The organism is Pseudomonas sp. K5002, from assembly GCF_013386655.1.
GTDB lineage: Bacteria > Pseudomonadota > Gammaproteobacteria > Pseudomonadales > Pseudomonadaceae > Aquipseudomonas.
Window position 1 is genome coordinate 1 of record NZ_JACARK010000924.1, and the last position, 3,439, is coordinate 3,439.

The 3,439-nt window shown below is 61.4% G+C and carries 5 protein-coding genes; 4 read left to right on the forward strand and 1 reads right to left on the reverse strand.

The genetic code is table 11. The annotated features are described in order from the left end of the window. Positions 1-421 (forward strand): LysR substrate-binding domain-containing protein (locus HX846_RS31060; RefSeq protein WP_256740158.1); only part of this gene is annotated, 421 nt, incomplete at its 5' end. Here HX846_RS31060 and HX846_RS31065 read toward each other — a convergent pair. After that, complete coding sequence (locus HX846_RS31065) at positions 416-1,033, reverse strand: hemolysin III family protein (protein ID WP_003216828.1); 618 nt, start codon at positions 1,031-1,033, stop codon at positions 416-418. The two genes, HX846_RS31060 and HX846_RS31065, sit on opposite strands and share 6 nt — an antisense overlap. A gap of 235 nt (positions 1,034-1,268) precedes the next feature. On the opposite strand from HX846_RS31065, the gene HX846_RS31070 reads away from it, so the two are divergent. The 3 genes from HX846_RS31070 to HX846_RS31080 are packed head-to-tail and all read left to right on the forward strand — an operon-like array spanning position 1,269 to position 3,329. Further along, on the forward strand, positions 1,269-1,835 hold the full coding sequence (locus tag HX846_RS31070) for a chromate transporter (RefSeq protein WP_003216826.1): 567 nt from the start codon (positions 1,269-1,271) through the stop codon (positions 1,833-1,835). After that, positions 1,835-2,377, forward strand: a complete 543-nt coding sequence (locus tag HX846_RS31075) for a chromate transporter (protein WP_178966860.1) — start codon at positions 1,835-1,837, stop codon at positions 2,375-2,377. The genes HX846_RS31070 and HX846_RS31075 overlap by 1 nt, the downstream gene beginning before the upstream one ends. Before the next feature lie 37 nt (positions 2,378-2,414). Beyond that, entirely contained in the window at positions 2,415-3,329 is a 915-nt protein-coding gene (locus tag HX846_RS31080; RefSeq protein ID WP_003216822.1) for a LysR substrate-binding domain-containing protein, read from the forward strand. Positions 3,330-3,439 lie beyond the last annotated feature (110 nt).

The window sequence follows — 3,439 nt, forward strand, 5'->3', positions numbered from 1 at the left end:
CCACGGCGTGCTGGTGGCACTGGCGCCGCAGGGTTACTGGAAGGAAAACGAGCTAGGCAAACCGTTGCCGCTGATGGCCCTGGCGGGCGCGCCGTTGATTGGCCTGTCCAGCGCCGACCCGTTGTCGGCGAAGCTGGACAGCTACCTGGAAGCGGTCGATCCACCGCCACGGGTCAGCATCGCAGTGCAGACCTATTCCCTGGCCAGGGCCATGGTCGAATCCGGCGCCGGGCTGGCGGTGATTGATCCGTTCACCGCCCTCGGCGCATCACCGGCCACTACTTGCATTCGCCCCCTTGCGCCGCCACTGCCAATCACCTTGTACGCCCTGACCCGCGCCGACGAACCGCCGCCGCATATGCTGGCGAGCCTGTTGGAGATCTTCGGCAGCCGGGCCCATGAGCAATTGGACCGGCTATAACACGTACCCCATGATCGCCACGAAATGCAGCAGGCTGCCGCCAATCACGAACAAATGCCAGATCCCGTGGGAGTGCCGCAAGCGGTCCTCCAAGGCAAAGAAAATAATGCCCACGGTATACAGCACCCCGCCCGACGCCAGCCAGGCAAACCCGGTAGGCCCCAGCGCAGCAATCAGCGGCTTGACCGCCACCAGCACAATCCAGCCCATCACCGCATAGATCACGATCGACAAAATCCGCGCCTCGGAGCGTGGCTTGATCTCCTGCAGGATGCCGATCACCGCCAGCCCCCACACAATCCCGAACAGCGTCCAGCCCCACGGCCCGCGCAGCGTCACCAGGCAAAACGGCGTGTAGCTGCCGGCAATCAGCAGGTAGATCGAAAAGTGATCGACCTTCTGCATGATCGCTTTCTTGCGCCCGCGCACGCTGTGGTACACGGTCGACGCGCTGTACAACACCAGCAATGTGAAACCGTAGATCGCTACGCTGACAATCTTCCAGGGGTTGCCGTCCATACTGGCCACCACCAACATCCATACCGCACCCACAAAAGCCGCAACCGCCCCGAGCAAGTGGCTCCAGGCGTTGAATCGTTCCCCGTGATACATGTGTCACTCACCTCGAATAACGGTTATCACCTCGACCATTCTGACGTCACCCACCGAATATCAGGTAACAACCTTTCTTCATTTGCCCAAATACACACACCGATGGATGATTCGCTTCATCCTGTGGGAGCTGGCTTGCCGGCGATAGCGGTGTATCAGCAGCAGATGCATGTCTGACCCAACGCTATCGCAGGCAAGCCAGCTCCTACATAAAAGCCCCTCATCGGTAACGCCCATGCCCGACCTCGAACCTGCCCAGCCCCACCCGAGTCTGTGGCAGTTGTTTTACAACTTCGCCATGGTCGGCCTGTTTGGCTTCGGCGGCGTGATGCCCTGGGCGCGGCAGATGATGGTCGACCGCCGGCAGTGGGTCAGCGAACAAGGCTTCAACGAGTTGCTGACCACCGGCCAATTCTTCCCCGGGCCGAATATCGCCAACGTCGGCATCATCTACGGTCGGCGCCTGCACGGTTTGCCGGGTGCGGTTGTGACCGTGGTCGGCTTGTATCTGTTCCCCTCGCTGATCACCGTGCTGGCCGGCTTCGCCTATGCCAAATGGTGGAGCCATGACGTGGTGCAGCAGATCTTCGGCGCGGTGATGCCGATCGCCACCGGGCTGATGCTCGGCACCACCTTGCGCCTGCTCAAGGCCATGCCCAGGACCCTGGCGAATTACAGCGCGTTCGTCCTGACCTTCGTGTTGATGGCGGTGCTGGTGCTGCCGTTGTGGATGGTCCTGCTGATCTGCATTCCCAGCTCGTTGGCCTTGAGCTTCATGGGCAAGCAGAAGGTGGCCGGCTGATGCAGAGCGTGCTGTTTCACCTGATGATCCAATGCGCGCTGTGGTCGCTGATGGCGATTGGCGGCAACACCGTGGCCCTGAGCGATATCCATCGCTACACCGTCACCGACATGAACTGGATCACCGACGCCCAGTTCGTCGCCTTCTTCGCCCTGTCCCAGGCCTTGCCCGGGCCCAATGGCATGTTCCTGGTGTTTATCGGCCAGCAAGCCGCCGGGTTGCCCGGCGCCCTGGTGGCCCTGACCGCCAAGCTGGTGCCCTGCTCGGTGCTCACCTACTTCGGCGCCGGCTGGCTGGAAAAACACAGCAAAACCCCGTGGGTGCAGCGGGTCAAAGGCAGCCTGCTGCCGATCTCCATCGGGCTGATCCTGGCCGCCAGCTACATCCTGATGAACAGCCTGGAAAACAACGCCACCAGCCTGGTACTGACCCTGGCCAGCGCTGCCGTGGTGTATTACACAAGACTCAACGCGATCTGGCTGATCATCCTCGGCGTGCTGCTGGGCCTGTGCAGTGCATGGCTGGGAGTGAACTGGTTTTAGGGGCACAATCGACGGCATTCGAACAAGAGTCACGCCCATGCTGATCGACGAAGAGTTCACCCTCAAGAAGCTGGAAATCTTCCTGGCGTTCATGCGCACCGGCAACCTGGCGCGGGCGGCGGCTGAATTGCAGACCAGCAACGTCAGCGTGCACCGGGCGATCCACTCCCTGGAAAACGCCCTGCGCTGCCCGCTGTTCAAGCACGAAGGCCGCAACCTCACGCCGCTGGAAAGCGCCTATGTGCTGGAAGAGCGTGCGCAGAAGCTGGTGCAGGATGTGGTCGACAGCGTGCGGGTCACCCGCGAGGCCGCCGGCTTTTCCGCCGAGCGCTTCAAGCTGGGCTCGCTGTATTCGCTGACGGTGAAGACCGTGCCGCAGTTGATCATGGGGCTGAAGATTCGCCGTAGCGAGCTGAATATCGACCTGATCCTCGGGTCGAATTTCGACCTGCTGTACAAGCTGAAGAACATGGAAGTCGACGCGATCCTGATCTCCCTCGACGAACACGCCAACGATCCGGACTGCGAACAGATCGCGCTGTTTTCCGACGACATCTTCCTCGCCACCCCAGCCGATTCACCCTTCGACCGCGAACAGGAAATCGACCTGGCGGACGTGCGCGACGCCACCTTCATCACCCTCACCCAAGGCTTCGCCACCCATCAGGATGGCAACCGCGTATTCAAGCAGGCAGGGTTCGAGCCGAAGGTGGCGATGCAGGTCAACGACATCTTCACCCTGCTGAGCATGGTCAGCTCGGGGGTGGGTTATGCGCTGCTGCCGGGGCGGATTGCGGCGGTGTATGAGAACCGGGTGAAGCTGATTCCCCTGCAACCGCGCTACCGTTTGCAGCAGCACATTGGCGTGGTGTTTCTGAAAGCCAAGGAGCGCGACCCGAACCTGCTCGCGCTGTTGGCGGAGTGCCGGATGTATGCGAACCGCCAAACCTGACAATGATCCCCTGTGGCGAGGGAGCTTGCTCCCGCTCGGCTGCGCAGCAGTCGTAAAATCAGCGCCCGCGTTGTTTCAGGAAGAATGCATTGGGACCGCTTCGCGCTCCA